The sequence below is a fragment of the Micromonospora sp. ANENR4 genome, from assembly GCF_015354395.1.
Classification (GTDB): domain Bacteria; phylum Actinomycetota; class Actinomycetes; order Mycobacteriales; family Micromonosporaceae; genus Micromonospora; species Micromonospora aurantiaca.
The window spans coordinates 185640-202286 of record NZ_JADKYQ010000007.1 but is presented as its reverse complement, the minus strand read 5'-3'; the positions used below and the strand labels follow the sequence as shown (position 1 = coordinate 202286).

Sequence of the window (16647 nt, the reverse complement as noted above, 5' to 3'; positions counted from 1 at the left end):
CCCTCACGCCTCGCGGAGCCGGTAGCCGACCCCGCGTACGGTCTCCACCAGCGTCGGGTCGCCGAGCTTGCCGCGCAGCGACCCGACGTGCACCTCCACGGTGTGCCGGTCGGCCCAGGTGGTGCCCCACACGTCGAGCAGGATCCGCTCGCGCGGCACCGCCACCCCGGGCTGGCGGGCCAGGGACAGCAGGATGTCGAACTCCTTGCGGGTGAGCGAGACGTCCCGGCCGGCCACCGTCACGGTCCGGCCGCCCACGTCGATGCGGACCGTACCGGCCTCGATCAGGTTGCGCTGCGGCGCGGTGTGCGCGGCCCGGCGCAGCACCGCCTCGATCCGCGCCTGCAACTCCACCATCGAGAACGGCTTCACCACGTAGTCGTCGGCGCCCAGCCGCAGCCCCAGCACCCGGTCGCGTTCCTCGCCGCGCGCGGTCACCGCGATGATGCCGAGCCGGCTGCTGCGCCGCCGCAGCTCGCGGCACAGGTCGGTGCCGTCGCCGTCGGGCAGCCCCAGGTCGAGCAGCACCAGGTCGCAGGGGGCGGCGGAGAGCGCGGCCGCCACCGTCGCGGCGTGTTCCACCTGGTAGCCGCGCCGGGTCAGCGCGGACGACAGCGCGGCGGCGACCCGGCGGTCGTCCTCGACCAGGAGGATCCGCACCCGTTCCTCCCTCGAGTCGACGTGTTGCCCTGGGAATGGTGGCAGACGCGCCGCCGGGACGCGAGGCCGCTCTAGGCTGCTGCCGTGATCTACAAGATTCTCTCCGACGACGAGTGGGCGCAGGCGCGGGCGGACGGGCGGTTCGCCGGCACCGCGATGGACCGCCAGGACGGCTACGTCCACCTCTCCGCCGCCGACCAGGTGGTGGAGACCGCGCGCAGGTTCTTCGCCGGGGTCACCGGCCTGACCCTGCTCGCGGTCGACGAGGCCCGGCTCGGTGACGCGCTGCGCTGGGAGGAGTCCCGTGGCGGCGCGCTGTTCCCGCACCTGTACGCGGCGTTGCCGGTGGACGCCGTGGTGGCCACGCACCCGCTGCCGGCCGACCGTCCGGCCGCCGACGCGGTGGCCGAACTGCTCGGGTGAGCGCTCGTTATGCTGCGTCGAGCCCGCCCGACGGCGCGACGCGCCCTGGCATGTGATGCGAGTTGAGATGACTGACAGCAACGACCGGTCCGCCTCCGTCTTCGTCCACCCGACGGCCGACGTGGAGTCCGGCGCCCAGGTCGGCGACGGCACCAAGGTCTGGCACCTGGCGCACATCCGGTCCAGCGCCCAGGTCGGCGCCGGCTGCGTGATCGGCCGCAACGTCTACGTCGACGCGGGCGTCACCGTCGGCGACCTGGTGAAGATCCAGAACAACGTCTCGGTCTACCAGGGCGTGACCATCGAGGACGAGGTGTTCGTGGGCCCGTGCGCGGTGTTCACGAACGACTTCCGCCCGCGCGCCCAGAATCCGGACTGGACGATCACCCCGACGCTGGTCCGCCGGGGCGCGTCGATCGGCGCGAACGCCACGCTCGTGTGCGGCATCGAGGTCGGCGAGTACGCGATGATCGCCGCCGGTTCGGTGGTGACCCGCGACGTCAAGCCGTACCAGCTGGTGGCCGGCAACCCGGCCCGCCCGAAGGGCTGGGTGGACGCCAAGGGCGAGGTCATCTCCCGCGACGTCGACAACCCGCCGCAGCAGGGCTGACCGGACGGACAGGGGCGACGACCGGCGCGGTCGTCGCCCCTGTCACCGGTACGCCTCAGCCGCAGAGCCGGCCGATCTCGTCCCGGAACCGGTCCATCGGGTTCGACCCGGCCGGTCCGAGCAGGTACTCCTTCAGCTCCCGCCGCGCCCCGGTCATCGGGTCGTCGCCGGTCCGGGTCACGTCGAGGATCTTCGCCAGCTCGCCGCAGTCCGCCGAGAGCAGGTACGCCGCCCGCGCGGTCGGGAACTGCCGCCGGAACTCGTCCTCGGGCAGGCCGGCCGGATTGGCCACCACGTACGGGCGCTCGCTCTGCACGAAGTCGGAGACCACGCTGGACACGTCGCTGACCAGCAGGTCGGTGACGTTGAAGCAGTCGAACAGCCCCGGGGTGCGGCCGGTGACCACGAGGTGCGCGGCGCTGTCCAGCGAGGACGCGTCGGTCTCGCCGCCGGCCGCCTTGATCCGGGCCACGATCCGCTCGTGCACAGCACGGGCCTTGGGCGAGCGCGTGCCGGTCAGCGGGTGCGGCTTGTAGATCACCCGGACGTCCCCGGCGGCGAGCAGGCCGGACACGATCCGCTCCCCCATCAGCACGAGCGAGGTGTGGTACGGGTCGTCGTCGAGCCAGCCCTCCCAGGTCGGCGCGTACAGCACGGTGAAGCGGTGGTCGGCGGCCCCGGAACCGAACGTGTGCACCCCGGCGAGCTGCGGCCGGCCGATCTCCACGATGTCGCGGTCCAGCACGCCGACGTCGGCGCGGGCGTACCGTTCCCGCCCGGCCGGCCCGGCCACCCAGACCTCGTCGTACACCTTGCTGTACGGGTTCACGCTCGCCTGCTTGTCGCTGTCGCCGTGACCCACGAAGACGTGCTTGACGCCCGGCTCCCGCAGCAGGTGGATGTTGGCGCCGACGTTGGCGGCGTACAGCGCCACGCGCAGCGAACTCAGGTCCAGGTTCATGAAGTCCACGCCGGCCGGCACGCAGATCACCGGCAGCCGGGTGTCGGCGAGCTGCCCGAACGCGTCCGCGGCGCGCAGCAGCACGACGGCGCGGCGGCCGGTCGCCTCCACCGGCGCGAGCCACATGTTGGCCTGGTAGACGTCCTTGGCCGGGCCGGCGAAGTAGAGCGCCACCTCGGGCCGCTCCCGGGCCATCCAGTCGTGCACGGCGGGCAGCACACCCGGGGCCCTGCCCCGGCCGCGCAGCGCGGTGAGCGCCAGCACCGCGGCGGTGACCAGGCCGGCGGCGAGCGTGACCAGGCCGGTGACCACCACCGGGGCGACCCGGTCGAGCGCGGCGGCCACCACCGCGGCAGGCACCAGCAGCACGTTCAGCAGCGGCATCTGCAGCCCGGCCAGCCGCCGCGCCCAGGCCGGCGGCACCGGCACCCGCCGCAGCGCGCCGAGGTCGATGTTGCGGGTGTACGCCGGCGGGTCGACCCGGCCGTCGATCACCTTGGTCACCGCGCCGGTGGCGACGGCTACCGTCCACAGCGCGGCGGGCAGCAGTAGGACGGCGACGGTGCCCGCCACGCCGGGACGCACCGCGGCGACCACCAGCAGGGCCACCGACAGGTCCCGCACCAGCCGCCGGAAGGTCGTGCCGAGACCGGCCTTGTCCAGCAGCGTGGCGGTCCCGGTGTGCCGCCCGGCCAGGGCCAGCTCACCGGCGACGGCGACCACGGCGGCCACCGCGTACGGGACCACCAGGCCGAGGACTCCGGCGAGGACCATGACCGCGTAGCCGAGAAGCGTCGCGCCGACCGCGGCGAGACCCTGCTGGCTGCGTACTCTGCTCAACAACGAACGCTCCCTGTCTGCCCCGCCGATGTCGGTCCGAGTCGATCTCCGACGGCTGCGACCCTAAACGGATCACATGACACAAGTATTGCCGGGGTGTCCGGCAGGTGAACTGCGGACGGCGTCATGACGATGACGGCATGCGACGGGCCCCGGCCGTCCGAGAACGGCCGGGGCCCGACGAAAGCGCTGGGGTCAGCCCCCGATGACCACCCGGCGCACGCCGGTCCAGCGCGCCGGGTCGGTGACCCGGCGGCCGTCGACAAGCACCGTCACGCCCGGCAGGTCGGCCGGGGCGAGGGTGCGGTACTCCGCGTGGTCGGCCTGGATGACGGCGGCGCCGACCGGCTCGCCGTCGTACCCGGGCAGGCCGTGCGCGACCAGTTCCTCGTTCGTGTACATCGGGTCCGAGACGTACGGCACCGCGCCCCGGCGGCGCAGCGCCTCCACGGTCGGGAAGACGCCGGAGAACGCGGTCTCCTTCACGCCACCCCGGTAGGCGGCGCCCAGCACCAGCACGCCCACCCCGGTCAGGTCGCCGTACGCGGCGGCGAGCAGGTCGACCGCGTACTCCGGCATGGCCGCGTTGGCCTCACGCGCCGAGCGGACCACTGTGGCGGCCGGGTCGTTCCACAGGTACATCCGCGGGTAGATCGGGATGCAGTGGCCGCCGACCGCGATACCCGGCGAGTGGATGTGGCTGTACGGCTGCGTGTTGCACGCCTCGATGACCTTGGTGACGTCCACGCCGACGGTGTCGGCGAAGCGGGCGAACTGGTTCGCCAGGCCGATGTTCACGTCCCGGTAGGTCGTCTCGGCGAGCTTGGCCAGCTCGGACGCCTCGGCCGAGCCGAGGTCCCACACGCCGTTGGGCCGGTCCAGATCGGGGCGCTCGTCGAAGTCGAGCACCGCCTCGTAGAACCGCACGCCGTGCGCGGCCGACGCCTCGTCGATGCCGCCGACCAGCTTCGGGTAGCGGCGCAGGTCGGCGAAGACCCGGCCGGTGAGCACCCGCTCCGGGCTGAACACCAGGTGGAAGTCGGTGCCGGCGGTCAGGCCGGAACCCTCGGCGAGCATCGACGCCCACCGGTTACGGGTGGTGCCGACCGGCAGCGTGGTCTCGTAGCTGACCAGCGTGCCCGGCTTCAGCCCACGGGCGATGGCCCGGGTGGCGTCGTCCATCCAGCCGAAGTCCGGCACGCCCTCGGCGTCCACGAACAGCGGCACGACCACGACGACCGCCTCCGACTCGGCGACCGCGGTGGCGGTGTCGGTGGTGGCCGACAGCAGGCCGGCGGCCACCGCCTCCTTGAGCTTGACGTCCAGGTCGGCCTCACCCGGGAAGGGCACGGCACCGTCGTTGACCAGCTGGACGACCCGCTCGGAGACGTCGGCGCCGATCACCCGGTGCCCCTTGGACGCGAACTGCACGGCCAGCGGCAGACCGATCTTGCCGAGCGCGACGACGCAGATGTTCATGAACTACTTTCCTCCAGAGGGCCAGATTCGGCGCAGGCGGGCAAGGAACCGACCGGGGGTCACCGGCGTGATCGCGACGATCACCTGGCCCTTGTGGTTCGTGGTGGGCGTGACGAGGTGCCAGCGGACACCGCGCCGGGCCACCAGCCGGGGTGCGGCGACAGGGCGTTCGGTGCGCAACGGCGCCGAGCCCGTCCCGCCCAGGGCGGAGACCTCGGCGCGTACGATACGACGCTCACCTGTCCCCGCGACGACCGCCAGCAACCGGTCCACCGCGAAGTCCGTCCGTACGACGGTACCGGGGCCGGACGCCTCGACCGACGTGACACCCGTCAGATCGCCCACGCTGACCCGCAGCGCCTCCGCGTTCAGCTCGGCCAGCTCGGCCCAGCGGCTGCGCGCGGTGACCACCAGGGCCCGGGCCCCGGCGGCGTCGCGTCCCCAGGCCAGCCCGGTCGCGGTCAGCTTGGCCAGTATCGCGGCGGCCCGGTCGGTGACGTCGTACCAGTCGTCCGGGTAGCCGAACGCCGGGTCGCGGAAGCCGACCTGGGCGGCGTACCAGCGGTCACCCTCGATGATCACCTCGGGCAGCGACCGGTCGGCGTGCTGGCCGACGATCGTGCGCAGCGCGTCGAGGTCGCCGTCCCGCGCCACCGCGACCCGCAGCCGCTCCTCGGGTGCCATCCGGGCGGTCACCCCGTCGGTCAGGTACGCCTCGGCGAGCTTGCGGATCCGGTCGTGGACCTGCCGCTGCACGTCCGGGGAGAGGGCGAGGAACTCCGCGCGGAGCAGCTTCGCCACCTCCCAGGTGAAGTGACGCACCAGCACCGCGTCCCGCCGCGGGCCGGGCTCGATCAGCCCGGCGACGAAACCGACGAGTTCCTCGGCGCAGCGCAGCCGCTCCTCGAACCGGCTGGCGTACGTGATGTTCTGGGCGTTGTCCCGCTTGACCGCGTAGTAGTACTCGTAGTCGCCGAGGACCGACACCTTCTTGGCCCGGAAGCACGCCTCCAGCGTGAACGGCTGGTCGCTGCCCATCGGCATGTCGGTGCGGTACCGCAGGCCGTGCCGCTCGATCAGGTCCCGGCGGAACAGCTTGGTGTTCGACAACGACCAGGGCAGGTCGCTGCCGAACAGGTCGAGCCGCTCCTGGGTGGTGGCGTACACGGCCTGGTGCACGTAGCGCTTGTTGGTGCCGACCATCCGGCCGAGCACCACGTCGGAGTCCCACCGGTCGGCGGCGTCGACCAGGCGCTCCAGCGCCTCCGGACCGAGGTGGTCGTCCGAGCCGATGAAGAAGACGTACCGGCCGCGGGCGTGGTCGAGCGCCACGTTGCTCGGCGCCGCCGGGCCGCCGGAGTTGGCCTGGTGCAGCACCCGGACCGTGCCCGGGTACCGCTTGGCGTAGCGGTCCAGTTCGGCGCCGCTGCCGTCGGTGGAGCCGTCGTCCACGGCGACGACCTCCAGCCGGTCCAGCCCGATGGTCTGCCCGACCAGCGAGTCCAGGCAGGCGGTCAGGTACGGCATGGTGTTGTAGACGGCGACCACCACTGTCACGTCCGGCCCGCTCACGCCCCCACCTCCACCTGCGCCGGCTGCACCGGTGCGTGCGCCGCCGGCGCCGGCCGGGGCGGTGCGTCCGGCAGCAGCCGGGAGTAGACCTCGTCGAGCACCCGCGCCTGCGCCTCCCAGGTCCAGCCGGCCAGCAGGCCCGGCCGGTCGTACGCGGCGCGGTACCGCTGCGGGTCCGCGAGCACCGCGGTGACCGCGCGGACGAAGTCGGCCACGTCCTCGGCGCGGAACACCTCGCCCTGACCGGTCTCCCGGACAGTCTCGGCCATGGTGCGCACGTCGGACACGACCAGCGGCAGACCGGCGTGTGAATACTCGAAGAACTTGGTGATCAGCGCGATCTCGTGGTTCGGCCAGTGCTGGATCGGGATGACGCCGACCTGTGCGCCGCTGAGGAACCGGACGACCTGGTGGTGCGGCACGTACGGCAGCACGTGCAGCCGGTCCGCCACGCCCAGCTCACCGGCCCGGGTGACGAGGCCCCTGACGTACGCCGAGTCGGGCTTGTTGACCACGAACGCGACGTGCGCGCCGGGCAGCCGCGGCAGTGCCTCGACCATCACGCCGAGGCCGCGCTTGGCGGCGGCCACCCCGCTGTAGACGAGCAGCGGCTCGTCCGGTCCGAGCCCGCAGCGGGCGCGGATGTCCGGCACCGGCTCGGCCGGGTCGGCCGGCAGCTCCGCCACCGCCGGGGCGTTCAGCACGACCGCCGGCCGTTCGGCCAGCCCGTGCTCGGTGCGCAGCAGGTCGGCCAGGCCACCGGAGACGGTCATGGTGGCGTCGGCATACGGCACGTACTCCCGCTCGTGCGCCACGTTGCCTGGTAGCCAGCGGGCGTTGTCGCGCCACGGCTGCACACCGGGAAGATATTCGTGGGCGTCCCAGAGCAGGGCGATCCGGCGGCCCTTCGCGGCGGCCCGGACCTTCGCGCGGGCGCCGACGCCGAGCATCCGGAAGTCGTTGGCGTGGATCAGGTCCGGCGCCAGCTCGTCGACCACCGGGCCGTAGGCCAGTTCGTAGTCCCACAGGCCCGGTTCCAGGCGCCGCCACGCGCCGTCGCCGCGCAGCCCGCGCCAGAACATGGTGTACGCGCGGTCCCAGGGGCCGTCCAGCTTGCGGCCCTTGCGGGCCCGGGTGAGCTGACGGTTGCGGAACCCGACCCACTTGCGGGTCAGGCCGGACAGCTTCTCCTCGGCACGCAGCGCGGCCCAGGGCAGCCCGCCCGGCCGGCCCGCGCCGGACTCGCGGGCCGCGACGGTGAGCGCCGCCCGGCGGACCGCCAGGTCCGCGCGCCAGGCCTTGACCGCCTGGGTACGGTGCGCCGCGATGCCGCTGGGCGGATAGGCGAGCGGGTGCCGCAGCCAGGCCCGGCGGAACTCGTGCCGGCGGCGGGCCAGCGGCTCGGGCATCGGCACGAGGCGTACCTCGGCGGCGCCGAGGCGCCAGCTCTGCGGGCTGCCGACCGGCGCCCGCCCGAGCAGCACCACGTCCCAGCCGGCGTCGGCGGCGGAGCGGGCCGCCTTCTGCACCCGGGAGTCACCGATGACCCCGTTGTCCACCAGCATCACGACCCGTCCCCGGGTGCCCGCCGCTGCGGTCGTGCCGTCAGATCCCATTCCTGCCCGTTTCGTCGTCGCCAGCACCGCGCCCGCGGACCCGAGCGAGTCTACGACAGCGGATCGGGCCCGGACGTCCGCCGCCGCCGGTGCCCCCCGACCTGCTGTGACTGTTGCTACCCTCCACCCTGTCCAACGACCGGCGCCCGCTCCGGGTCGTTCGCCGGGTCGCCGGCCGCGCCACGCGGGCCCTCGGCCAACCCCAGCTCAGCGCGAACGGGACCGCACAATGGACGTGGTGACCACCGAGGAACCCCGCCGGCCCGCACCAGCCCCGGCGACCGAGCCGGCCACAGCCGATCGCGCCCGGCCCGGTCCCGTCCGGCGGCTGCGCGACGCCGCCCGGGACGCGGCGCCCGCGCTGGCGGTCTACGCGGTGATCCGGCTCGTCGGCGTCCTGGCCGTCTACGTCTGGGCCCGCTCGCTCAACCTCTCCCCGGTGCGCGAGCTGACGCTGTCCGACGCGACGTACTACCTCGCCATCGCCCAGCGGGGCTACGACGGGTACGAACGGGTGCAGAGCGACATGGCGTTCTTCCCGCTCTACCCGGCCCTGATCGGCGTGGTCGAACGGGTCACCCCGCTCGGGCCGCGTACCGCGGGGCTCGCGGTGGCCGCGCTGGCCGGCCTGGCGGCGGCCTGGGCGCTGTACGCGATCGGCTCGTACCTGCACGACCGTCGCACCGGCGTGCTGCTCGCCGCGCTCTGGGCGGCGCTGCCGCACGCCGTCGTGCAGTCGATGGCCTACAGCGAGACGCTGTTCACCGCGCTGGCCGCGTGGACGCTGTACGCGCTGCTGCGTCGGCACTGGCTGACCGCGGGCGTGCTCTGCCTGTTCGCCGGTCTGACCCGGCCCACCGCCTCGTCGCTGATCCCGGTGGTCGGCCTGGCCGCGCTGCTCGCCGTGGTCCGGCGCCGGGACGGCTGGCGGCCGTGGGTGGCCATGATGCTCGCCCCGGCCGGCTGGCTCGCCTACCTGGCCTGGGTGGGCGTCCAGACCGGGCGGCCGGACGGCTGGTTCCACATCCAGTCCGCCGGCTGGCGCAGCCACTTCGACTTCGGCGTGGACACGTTCCGGCGGGGACGCGAGGTGCTGGCGGTGTCCGCGACACCGCAGATGCTCGTGGTGAGCCTGGTGCTGCTGCTGGCGCTGATGTTCTTCGTGCTCAGCGTGATCGACCGCCAGCCCTGGGAGTTGCTGCTGTTCAGCGGGCTGATGCTGGTCACCACGCTCGGCGCGGCGGGCTACTACCACTCCAAGGCGCGGTTCCTGGTGCCGGCGTTCGCGCTGCTGCTGCCGGCCGCCGTCGGCCTGGCCCGGGCCGGGCGGGCCCGGGCCGTCACCGTGCTGGTCGCGCTCACGGCGTTCTCGACCTACTTCGGTGGCTACCTGCTGCTCATCTGGACCCGGTCGCCGTGACCCTCACCGGGTGAGCGGGCGGACGTCCCACAGCCAGACGTCCGCCACCCGCTGCCCCGGCCCGTAGAGCGCGTCGAGCACCACCTTGAGGTCGTCGTGGCGGCGGGCCCGGTCCGGCAGCGCCACCGCGTCGGCCTTCCAGTGCCGCACGTCGGCGCGGGCCTGCTCGACGTCGGCCGGGCCGACAGCGGTGTCCCGCTGGCCCCGCGACACGGCGGTGAGCAGCTTCGCGGTCGGCTGCGGCTCGACGCCCCACCGGCCGGTGTTGTCGGTCTTGGAGACCGGCCCGAGGAAGTACCCCTCCGGTACGGCGAAGCCGGCCAGCGCGGCGGAACTCCAGTACAGCGACGTCATGCCGTCGACCGGGACCGGCACCAGGGTGCGGCCGGGGGCGACGTGCTCCTTCCAGACGCCGGCGGTGACGAAGTCCGGCACCGGGTTGCGCCCGCGCGCCTCCAGCGGGGTGGGCAGGATCGGCAGCAGCGCGGCGAACAGCGCCACAGCGGCCAGACGGGGCACCAGCCGGGACTGGCCGGGCTCGTCCGCCCGTACCCGGGCCACCCGGTCCCCGGCCACCGCGAACAGCACGCCGAGCGCCACCGTGGTGATCAGCGCGAACCGGGACACCACCACCGAGTCGAACACCGGCAGCTCGGACACCAGCGCGAACGGCGCCGGCACGTCGGTGCGGCGGGTGCCCACGGTCCAGGTGGTGCCGATCGAGAAGACCGCCGAGATCAGCGCGACCACGGCGAGCACCCGGACCACGATCTCGCGGCGCAGCCACAGGGCGGCGCCGATCGCCAGGATCACCACCGACCAGCCGTAGAAGCTGGCCTGCTCGGTGGTGTTCGGGCCCCAGCGCAGGGCGCTGGTGGGGCTGCCGGCCACGGACTCGGTGGCGTACCGCACGAACGAGCCGAGGGTCAGCGCGTAGACGTCCGGGTCGCCCGGGTGACCGACCCGGTGCTGCGGGCCGGCGAACTGCATCCACAGCGGGTACGCGGAGGCCGCACCGACGAGCACGCCGGTGATGGCGAGCCCGCCGAGCATCGGCCCGGCCCGGCGCAGCGCCTCCCGCGGCCGGAAGATCACGTAGCCGACGACCATCATCAGGCAGCCGAGCGCGGTCAGGAACAGGATCTCCAGGCTCACGAAGAACTGCGCCACCACGAGCGCGCCCAGCACCAGGCCGTTGCGCACCGGGCGGCCGTCCCGGGCCAGCCGGATCACCTGCCAGAGGATGAACGGCACCAGCCACTGGGCGGTGATGTGCGGGTGGCCGTTGCTGTGCGACACCAGCGCCGGCGCGAACGCGCAGAACAGGCCGCCGGCGAAGGCCGCCACCCGGGACGAGACCAGGTTGCGGGACAGCACGTGGTACCAGGCGTACGCGGTGCCGGCCAGGTTGAGCGTGATGAACAGCAGGTACGCGAACGGCGCGCCGAACAGCAGGGTGACCGGAGACAGCACCAGCCCTGGTAGCTGCATGCCGACGTTCGTCATCAGGTTCACGCCGTCCGGGGCGTTCTGCAACGAGGTGAAGAACGGGTTCTCCAGGTTGCTGACCGCGTGCGCGGCGTACGCCAGCATCCACTCGTTGAAGCCCTGGTCGTTGGGGCGACTGCCGAGCAACCGCCCGTCGGGGTTCACCCAGCCCCGCGCGGTCACCCAGAACGCGCCGGCCAGGTAGATCGCCGCGACCAGCAGATCCGGCCGCATCCGGTGCCACCGCCCGGGGCGGTCGGCACGCTCCGCCGCGGCGGTCTCCGGCTGCGCCTGCTGCTGCGCGGCGTCGGCGGGCCGGTCCGCGCCGTCGGCGGTCGGCGGCTTCGCGGTCTCGCCGGTGGCGTCGGCCACCGATCCACCGGCGTCTGCGGTGCGGGTACGGGTCTCGGGCCCGGGGGCGGTCATGGCGCCGTAGTGTACGCAAGCCGGGCCGCGCCGCCGGGCCAGGCTCGCCCGGCCCGGTGAAGACTCGGCGACGATCCCCCGGCGGCGGGACGTACCGGCGGTGACCGGACCGTGCCGCGGCGGCGGCGAGCAGCCGGGCGGGCGCCCGCCGGACCGGGGTGATCCGGCCGGTTCGGTTAGGCTGGTCCCTCGTGTCCCGTTCCACGCCACCGGTCACCGTGCTCCCCGTCGGGGCGACGGCGTCCGGTGACGGCGGGTGGCCCGGCCCACCATCGCGTACCGGCCACGTCCGCGTACGTCGTCCGGCGGCGGGTGGGGCACTACTATTTCTAGGGCCTGCGGGCACCGGCCCGGCCACCCGGCCGGGGTCCACGGCCTCCCGTCTCGGGCGGCGGCCGGTCCGCCCCGAGAATCCGTCGCAGATCACGAGGAGTCACGTGTGAAGGTCGTCAGCATCGTCGGCGCCCGACCGCAGTTGGTGAAGCTGGCGCCCATCGCGGCGGCGTTCGCCGAGGACGGGTGCGAGCACGTGATCGTGCACACCGGCCAGCACTACGACGCCGACCTGTCCGACGTCTTCTTCTCCGGCCTCGGCATCCCCGACCCGGACGTGCACCTGGGGATCGGCTCCGGCAGCCACGGCGTGCAGACCGGCAACACCCTGGCCGCCCTGGATCCGGTGCTCGCCGCCGAGGCGCCGGACTGGGTGCTGGTGTACGGCGACACCAACTCGACGCTGGCCGGCACGCTGTCGGCGGTCAAGCAGCACCTGCGGGTGGCGCACCTGGAGGCCGGGCTGCGGTCGTTCAACCGGCGGATGCCGGAGGAGCACAACCGGGTGCTCACCGACCACGCCGCCGATCTGCTGCTCGCCCCCACCGAGGAGGCCGTCCGGCACCTCGCCACGGAGGGCCTGGCCGCCCGTACCGAACTGGTCGGCGACGTGATGGTGGACGTCTGCCTGCGGGTCCGCGACGACGTGGCGCGGGGCGGGCAGCCCCGCCCGGCGCTGCCCGACGGCATCGACCCGGACGCGCCGTACCTGCTCGCCACCCTGCACCGCGCGGAGAACACCGACGACCCGAAGCGGCTCGCCGCGCTGCTCGACGCGCTCGCCGACCTGCCCGTGCCGGTCGCGCTGCTGGCCCACCCGCGGCTGGTCGCCCGCGCCGACGAGCACGGGCTGAAGCTGACCCGGGGCGCGCTGCACGCCGGCCGGCCGCTGCCGTACGCCGCGATGGTGGCCGCCGTGGTCGGCTCCGCCGGCGTGGTCACCGACTCGGGCGGCCTCCAGAAGGAGGCGTACCTGCTGGACCGGCCGTGCACCACGCTGCGCACCGAGACGGAGTGGGTCGAGACGCTCGCCGACGGCTGGAACGTGCTGGTACCGGATCCGCGCGAGCTGGGCGCCGGCTGGGCGGCCACCGCGACGCGTCCCGCCCCGGAGGCGCCGCGCGGCACCCCGTACGGTGACGGCCGGGCGGCCCGGCGGGTCGCCGAGACGCTGCGGCGGCACCTGGCATGACGACGCGCTCCCTCCTCACGATCGGTTATCAGCGATGACCAACCACACCGTCCCGCTCCCCCGCTCGCGGGGCGGGAAGCGGCCGCACGCCATCTACCTCGCGATCGGCTTCCCGCCCGCGGCGAAGAGCAGCGCGTACCGGCTGCGCGAGACGGCGAACCAGTTCGTCGCCCAGGGCTGGGACATCACCGTCATCACGATCTGCCAGCAGGCGTGGGAGCGGGAGTACGGCCTGGACCACACGCTGTCGGAGAAGGTCGACCCGCGGGTGCGGGTGGTCGAGCTGCCGCTGATCCGGGAGGACCTGGAGACCGACATCAGGGCGTTCTCCGAGGAGCGGTCGCTGGACCCGGCGGGCTGGATCAAGCGGCTTCGCAAGCGCGAGCAGCAGGCGTTCCCGGAGCCGGTGTTCGGCGGCTGGCGGTACGAGCTGGAGAAGGCGGTGCTGCGGCTGCACCGCGAGCACCCGGCCGACCTGCTGCTCGCCTCCTGCGCCCCGTACGTGAACCTGGCGGCCACCCGGAAGCTGTGGGAGGAGCACAAGGTCCCGTACGCGGTCGACTTCCGCGACGGCTGGTCGCTCGACGTGATCGGCGGCGGCGAGGCGTTCACCCGCGACTCGGTCTCCGGCCGGTGGGAGTCCACGGTGCTGGAGAACGCGCTCGCGGTGTGGTGCGTCAACGACCCGATCGCCGGCTTCTACCGGGAGCGCTACCCGCACCTGGCCGACCGGGTGCACGTGGTGCGCAACGGCTACGACGAGGACAGCCTGCCGGACATCTCCGGCCGCTCGCCGGACCCGGCAGCCGGGCTGACCTTCGGCTACCTGGGCTCGGTCAACTTCAGCCCGGCGTTCCTGGAGTCGGTACTGGACGCCTGGCGCATCGCCCGGCGCGACGACCCGCTGCTGGCCCGCTCCCGGTTCGAGGTGCGCGGGCACATCGGCGCGGGCGCGTCGCGTGAGGCCAACCGGCACATGGACCTGCTCAAGGAGGCCGCCGTCGACGGGGTCAGCTTCGGCGGCCCGGTGCCGAAGGCGGAGCTGGCGGCCACGTACGGCTCCTGGGACGCGCTGGTGCTGATGCTCGTCGGTGGACGGTTCGTCACCTCCGGCAAGGTGTACGAGTTCATGGCCAGCGGCCTGCCCGTGCTCTCCGCCCACGACGTCGACCACGACGCCAGCAACGTGCTCGCCGGCCATCCGCTGTGGACCGGGGCGGTCGGGCTCGACCCGCACCGCCTCGCCGGCTCCTTCGTGGAGGCCGGCCGGCTGGCCCTGAAGGCGACCGACGCGGACCGGGCCGCCGCCCGGGACCTGGCCCGCCGTTTCGCGCGGCCCGCTGTGCTCGCCCCGGCGGTCCGCCGCCTCACCGAACTCGTCCGGCCCACCGGCGCCGGCGCGGCCACCCCGGCCACTACCTCCTCGACGGGAGATGCCCGACTGTGACCACAGTGCTCATCGTGGCCGCCGCCGCACCGAAGCAGCCGGCCGTGCTGATCGAGGCGCTGGAACGTTTCCGCAGCCGTGGCGCCCGCGTCACGGTGGCGTGCTTCTTCGACAGCGCGGAACTCCCGGTCGACCCGGCGCTGGCCGAGGTGCGGTCGTTCGTCGTACCCGCCGAGAAGCGCGACGCCCGGCTGCGGCGGGCGCTCGGCCGGGCGCAGGCCAACCGCAAGATCTGGCTGCACGCGCAGCGCCATGCCTGGCTGCGGCAGCGTTTCCGGTCCGCCGACCTGCTGGTGGCGCTGGACCCCCGGTCGGTCTACACGGTGTGGGAGATGGCCCAGCGCAACACCCGGGCCGGCGCACACTTCGGGCTCGTGCCGGCGCAGCGGGCGCTCGACGCGCCGCGTACCGAGCCGGTCGGCAAGCGGCTGGAGCGGCAGGTCGCGGCGGCCGCCGGCATCGGCACCCGGGGCGCCAAGCGGGCGGCGGTGGAGACCGTGCGCACCACCGTCCAGAAGGCGACCGGCCAGCGGATCATGAGCAACCCGGCCGGCGCCTGGTTCTGGTCCCGCGCGGTGGCCGCGCCCCGCGTACCGGACCGGCTGCGCAGCAAGCTCGCGGTACGGCTGCACGACAGCGCGGTCAAGGCGGGCCGCCCGGCGGTCGCGGCCCGGACCGCCGCGGCCGCGGTCAGCCGGATCAACAGCGCCGCCACCCGGGCGGACGTGCTCACCAAGGCCGCGCAGGGCGAGCTGGCCCTCGGGCACGTCCCGTCCGGGCTGCACGACGCGATCCGCGCCCAGCTCGCGCTTGCCGACGCCCGGCTGGCGAAGGACCCGAAGAAGGCCGCCGCTGCGGTGTCGCGGGCGTGGAGCCTGGCGTCCAACCGGGTGCTGCACTTCGACCGGCTCTCCTCGCCGATGAGCGACGACCCGGGCGCCTTCCTGGCGCCGTTCCGGGAGAGCGCGGCGGCGCGGAAGCTGTCCGAGCCGCGGGGCCGGCTCGCCCCGGCCGCCCCGGCGCCCACCGACCGGCCGCTGCGGCTGCTGGTCACCACGCTGATCAACGACAACTTCCTCCAGGAGATCCTGGAGCGCTACCGGGGCATGCCGAACGTGGAGGTCCGTTTCCTGGACCTGTACGAGGACCCGGTGACCCGTCCGCTGGCGCTCAGCGGCAGCACCGTGATGGAGCACCTGCTCGGCGCCGAGTCGACGTACGGGGCCAAGATCGAGGAGTGGCTTCGGCCGCACCTGGACTGGGCCGACACCGTGTTCGTCGACTGGTGCCAGGCCACCGCCGCGCTCTTCACGCTGCACGACCCGGGGACGGCCAGGATCATCGTCCGGCTGCACAGCTTCGAGGCGTTCAACTTCTGGCCGCACCTGGTGGACTTCTCCCGGGTCGACGACGTCGTCTTCGTCTCCGAGCACCTGCGGGACCTGTCCACCGCGGTGCTGCCGCAGCTCACCGGCGAACACGCCCCCCGGCTGTGGGTGGTCGACAACGCGATGGACCTGCAGCGCTACCCCCGGGCCAAGCCGGCCGACGCCCGGTTCACGCTGGGGCTGGTCGGGTTCAGCTCGGTGGCGAAGGACCCGCGGTGGGCGATCGACGTGCTGCGGAAGCTGCGGGAGCACGACGAGCGGTACAACCTGACGCTCATCGGCAGCAACTTCAACAACCGGACCAGCAAGCCGGCGAAGGACTACGGCCGGCTGCTCGCCAAGGACCTGGCCGAGCTGGAGCCGCTGGGCGCGGTCCGGCGCTACGGGCAGACCGACGACGTGCCGGGTGCGCTCCAGGAGGTCGGCGTCATCCTCAGCACCTCGGTGCGGGAGAGCTTCCACTGCGGTCTGGTGGAGGGCGTGGCGAGCGGCGCTGTGCCGGTGGTGCGGGACTGGCCGTTCTTCGCCGGCAAGCCGCACGGTGCCCGTACCCTCTTCCCCGCCGACTGGATGGCGGACACCCCGGCGGAGGCGGCGGAGCGGATCCTGGCCGTCACCGCGACCGAGCAGGCGTGGGCGGACGCCGGCCGGGCCGCCTCGGAGCACGTGCTGAAGACCTGGGACTGGGCCGTCACCCAGGCCGACTACGACCGGCTGCTGCTGGGCGACTGAGCAGGCGCAACGAGTGCGGGGCCCGGCCGGTCGGCCGGGCCCCGCTGTCGTTCTCCGCCG

12 protein-coding genes are annotated in these 16647 nt (G+C 73.8%); 6 read left to right on the top strand and 6 right to left on the bottom strand.

All coding sequences use genetic code 11. From position 1 onward, the window contains the following. Positions 1-3 precede the first annotated feature (3 nt). Positions 4-660: a response regulator transcription factor gene (locus IRY44_RS14395; protein ID WP_013285276.1), complete on the bottom strand. Its 657-nt coding sequence runs from the start codon at positions 658-660 to the stop codon at positions 4-6. Positions 661-744: 84 nt separating this feature from the next. Here IRY44_RS14395 and IRY44_RS14390 point away from each other — a divergent pair, with 84 nt between their 5' ends. Together IRY44_RS14390 and IRY44_RS14385 are read left to right on the top strand one after the other, a co-directional pair. Beyond that, positions 745-1083, top strand: a complete 339-nt coding sequence (locus IRY44_RS14390) for a DUF952 domain-containing protein (RefSeq protein ID WP_194800899.1) — start codon at positions 745-747, stop codon at positions 1081-1083. Positions 1084-1150: 67 nt separating this feature from the next. Next, positions 1151-1693, top strand: a complete 543-nt coding sequence (locus IRY44_RS14385; protein ID WP_135239227.1) for an acyltransferase — start codon at positions 1151-1153, stop codon at positions 1691-1693. Positions 1694-1748: 55 nt separating this feature from the next. On the opposite strand, the gene IRY44_RS14380 is transcribed toward IRY44_RS14385, so the two are convergent. From IRY44_RS14380 to IRY44_RS14365, 4 genes are all read right to left on the bottom strand, one after another. Beyond that, positions 1749-3497 carry a CDP-glycerol glycerophosphotransferase family protein gene (locus IRY44_RS14380; RefSeq protein WP_194800898.1) on the bottom strand — a complete coding sequence of 583 codons (1749 nt, stop codon included), beginning with the start codon at positions 3495-3497 and terminating at the stop codon, positions 1749-1751. Between the two features lie 192 nt (positions 3498-3689). Further along, positions 3690-4973, bottom strand: coding sequence for a nucleotide sugar dehydrogenase (locus IRY44_RS14375; RefSeq protein ID WP_135239225.1), 1284 nt, complete (start codon positions 4971-4973; stop codon positions 3690-3692). Positions 4974-4976: 3 nt separating this feature from the next. Continuing rightward, positions 4977-6545: a glycosyltransferase gene (locus IRY44_RS14370; protein WP_194800897.1), complete on the bottom strand. Its 1569-nt coding sequence runs from the start codon at positions 6543-6545 to the stop codon at positions 4977-4979. Then, positions 6542-8110 (bottom strand): glycosyltransferase family 4 protein, encoded by a 1569-nt coding sequence (locus IRY44_RS14365; RefSeq protein WP_194801045.1) that lies wholly within the window; start codon positions 8108-8110, stop codon positions 6542-6544. Before IRY44_RS14365 ends, IRY44_RS14370 begins: the two co-directional genes overlap by 4 nt. 280 nt (positions 8111-8390) lie before the next feature. Here IRY44_RS14365 and IRY44_RS14360 point away from each other — a divergent pair, with 280 nt between their 5' ends. Continuing rightward, positions 8391-9581 carry a hypothetical protein gene (locus IRY44_RS14360; RefSeq protein ID WP_194800896.1) on the top strand — a complete coding sequence of 397 codons (1191 nt, stop codon included), beginning with the start codon at positions 8391-8393 and terminating at the stop codon, positions 9579-9581. A 3-nt stretch (positions 9582-9584) separates the two neighbouring features. On the opposite strand, the gene IRY44_RS14355 is transcribed toward IRY44_RS14360, so the two are convergent. Then, the gene (locus IRY44_RS14355) at positions 9585-11495 is read right to left on the bottom strand and encodes a hypothetical protein (RefSeq protein ID WP_194800895.1); all 1911 of its coding nucleotides are present in this window, start codon (positions 11493-11495) and stop codon (positions 9585-9587) included. Positions 11496-11934: 439 nt separating this feature from the next. Here IRY44_RS14355 and wecB point away from each other — a divergent pair, with 439 nt between their 5' ends. The 3 genes from wecB to IRY44_RS14340 are packed head-to-tail and all read left to right on the top strand — an operon-like array spanning position 11935 to position 16587. Further along, a complete protein-coding gene (wecB, locus tag IRY44_RS14350) occupies positions 11935-13020 on the top strand; it encodes a non-hydrolyzing UDP-N-acetylglucosamine 2-epimerase (RefSeq protein WP_194800894.1) in 1086 nt (361 codons plus the stop codon). A gap of 34 nt (positions 13021-13054) precedes the next feature. Further along, positions 13055-14467 carry a glycosyl transferase gene (locus IRY44_RS14345; protein WP_194800893.1) on the top strand — a complete coding sequence of 471 codons (1413 nt, stop codon included), beginning with the start codon at positions 13055-13057 and terminating at the stop codon, positions 14465-14467. Beyond that, a complete protein-coding gene (locus tag IRY44_RS14340) occupies positions 14464-16587 on the top strand; it encodes a hypothetical protein (protein WP_194800892.1) in 2124 nt (707 codons plus the stop codon). The genes IRY44_RS14345 and IRY44_RS14340 overlap by 4 nt, the downstream gene beginning before the upstream one ends. The last annotated feature ends 60 nt before the right edge of the window (positions 16588-16647 follow it).

Bases quoted from the DNA above. Each gene is read 5' to 3' on its own strand.
- IRY44_RS14360 (WP_194800896.1), top strand. From the start codon at position 8,391: ATGGACGTGGTGACCACCGAGGAACCCCGCCGGCCCGCACCAGCCCCG.
- IRY44_RS14385 (WP_135239227.1), top strand. From the start codon at position 1,151: ATGACTGACAGCAACGACCGGTCCGCCTCCGTCTTCGTCCACCCGACG.
- IRY44_RS14355 (WP_194800895.1), bottom strand. From the start codon at position 11,495: ATGACCGCCCCCGGGCCCGAGACCCGTACCCGCACCGCAGACGCCGGT.
- IRY44_RS14375 (WP_135239225.1), bottom strand. From the start codon at position 4,973: ATGAACATCTGCGTCGTCGCGCTCGGCAAGATCGGTCTGCCGCTGGCC.
- IRY44_RS14345 (WP_194800893.1), top strand. From the start codon at position 13,055: ATGACCAACCACACCGTCCCGCTCCCCCGCTCGCGGGGCGGGAAGCGG.
- IRY44_RS14365 (WP_194801045.1), bottom strand. From the start codon at position 8,110: ATGCTGGTGGACAACGGGGTCATCGGTGACTCCCGGGTGCAGAAGGCG.